We start from the raw sequence: 2,119 nt of genomic DNA, 5'->3' as shown, positions 1-2,119 counted from the left end.
CGCCCACCGGTCGGGTCGCGCCGTCCCCTCGGGGCCCTCCGCGCCGCCGCCCGTCGAGGAGCACGAGCCGCCCGGCGACGACCGCTCCGCGGCGGACCCGGCGGACCCGGCCGAGCTGCGCCGGGCGCACCGCCACTGCTGGGTGCTGCCCGACGACCCGGGGGAGGGCGGTGAGCAGGAGGAGCCCTTCGCCGGCGTCGTGGCCGAGTGGCGGCTGGGCCCGACGGGCTGGCTGGCCCGCGTCGTCTACGCCCTCGGCGACGGGGAGATGGCCACGGTCGTCGAGTCCTGGCTCGGCGCAGACCAGCTGCGACCCGCGTGAGGCGTCCCGGGGCCGGAGCCCCTCTCGTGGGGCCCGGGCGGGGCGCTGCGGCGGCTAGCGTCGCGCCGTGAGCGACGACGCCGACCAGCCCGACCGCCCCCGCGAGCGCCGCGACGACGCGGACGCCCCCGGACGCCCCGCCGGGTCGGCGGAGGGCGGGGCGGCCAGCGGTGGGGCGGCCAGGGGCGGGGCGGCCGGCAGCGGCGCGGCCCCCGTCGAGGACGAGCTGGTGACGACCCACCACGTGCTCGCCACCCCCGACGGCGAGCTGCGCTACACCGCGCGCGCGGGCCGCGTCGTCCTCTCCGGCGACCGGGTCGAGGACGGCGTGTGGAAGGGACGGCGGCCCCGCGCCCAGGTCGGGATCACGGCCTACACGCTCGACGGCGCCGACCCGCTCACGCGGCCCGTCACCTTCGCCTTCAACGGCGGCCCCGGCTCCTCGAGCGTCTGGCTGCACCTCGGCCTCCTCGGCCCGCGCCGCGTCGTCGCCGGCGACGCGGGGGCGCCGGAGCCGCCGCCGGGGCGCCTCGCGACAACCCCGAGTCGCTGCTGGCCGTGAGCGACCTCGTCTTCGTCGACCCCGTCTCCACCGGCCGCTCCCGCGTCGTCGAGGGGGAGCGGGCCGGCGACTTCCACGGCTTCACGGCCGACGTCGAGTCCGTCGGGGAGGTCGTCCGGCAGTGGGTGACCGCGGAGGGGCGGTGGCTCTCGCCCAAGCTGCTCGCGGGGGAGTCCTACGGCACCACGCGCGCCGCCGCCCTCGCCGAGCACCTGCAGGGCGCGGGCATGTACCTGTCCGGGCTCGTCCTCGTCTCGGCGGTGCTGAACTTCGGCGTCCTCCTCGCCACGCCGGGCGACGACCGCTCCTACCCGCGCTACCTGCCCTTCTACGCCGCGACGGCGCACCGCCACGGCCGCCACCCCGGCCGGGAGCTGGCCGACGTCGTCGCCGAGGCCGAGGCGTACGCGGAGCAGCGCTACCCCGTCGTCCTCGCGCGCGGCTCCCGGCTCACGGCCGAGGAGCGGGCGGACGCCGTGGCGACGCTGGCCCGGCTGACCGGCCTCTCGGAGGCGTACGTGGACCGCGCCGACCTGCGCGTCGAGCACCTGCGCTTCTTCGCCGAGCTGCTGCGGGACGAGGGCCTCGTCGTCGGGCGCCTCGACTCCCGCTTCACCGGGCCCGCCGCCTCCGGCACGGCGGAGGCCCTCGAGGATGACCCCGCCGTGGACGCGCTCCTCGGCGCCTACGCGGCCGCGAACCAGCACCTCCTGCGCGCCGAGCTCGGCGTCGAGGACACCGCGCCGTTCCACGTCTTCGGCCCGGGCGTCCACGAGGCGTGGAGCTACAAGGAGTTCGAGAACGCCTCGGTCAGCGTCCTGGACCGCCTGTCGCGGGCGATGCGCCAGAACCCGCACCTGCGCGTGCACGTCGCGCTCGGCCGCTACGACGGGGCCACGCCCTTCTCGAGCGCCGAGGACGACCTCGCGCACCTGCGCGTCCCGGCCGCGCAGCGCGAGCTCGTCGAGCACCGGTACTACGAGGCGGGCCACATGATGTACGTGCACGAGCCGAGCCGGCGCCAGCAGAGCGCCGACCTCTCCGACTTCGTGCGCCGGGCCACCGCCCGCTGACGCACCGGCCGACGGCTCGCCCCCCGGCGCCGCCCGGCGTGGCGTGCGACGGTGGGAGCCCGCCCGCACGAGGAGGCCCCCACATGACCGGCACGACCCGCGCGGCCCACGCCGTCCCCGACCGCGACGCCGCGCCCGCCGCCGCTCGCCACCAGGAGCCGG

1 protein-coding gene and 1 pseudogene are annotated in these 2,119 nt (G+C 78.4%); both read left to right on the top strand.

The window, feature by feature from the left end; translation table 11 throughout:
* Positions 1-322: hypothetical protein (locus HLB09_RS16165; protein ID WP_171204333.1), on the top strand; the 322-nt coding region annotated here is incomplete at its 5' end.
* Positions 323-548: 226 nt separating this feature from the next.
* A pseudogene (locus HLB09_RS16160) lies at positions 549-1,957 on the top strand (S10 family peptidase).
* The last annotated feature ends 162 nt before the right edge of the window (positions 1,958-2,119 follow it).

Source organism: Pseudokineococcus marinus, assembly GCF_013004605.1.
Taxonomy (GTDB): domain Bacteria; phylum Actinomycetota; class Actinomycetes; order Actinomycetales; family Quadrisphaeraceae; genus Pseudokineococcus; species Pseudokineococcus marinus.
The sequence above is the reverse complement of the archived record's forward strand: the minus strand, read 5'-3'. Positions and strand labels throughout refer to the sequence as shown.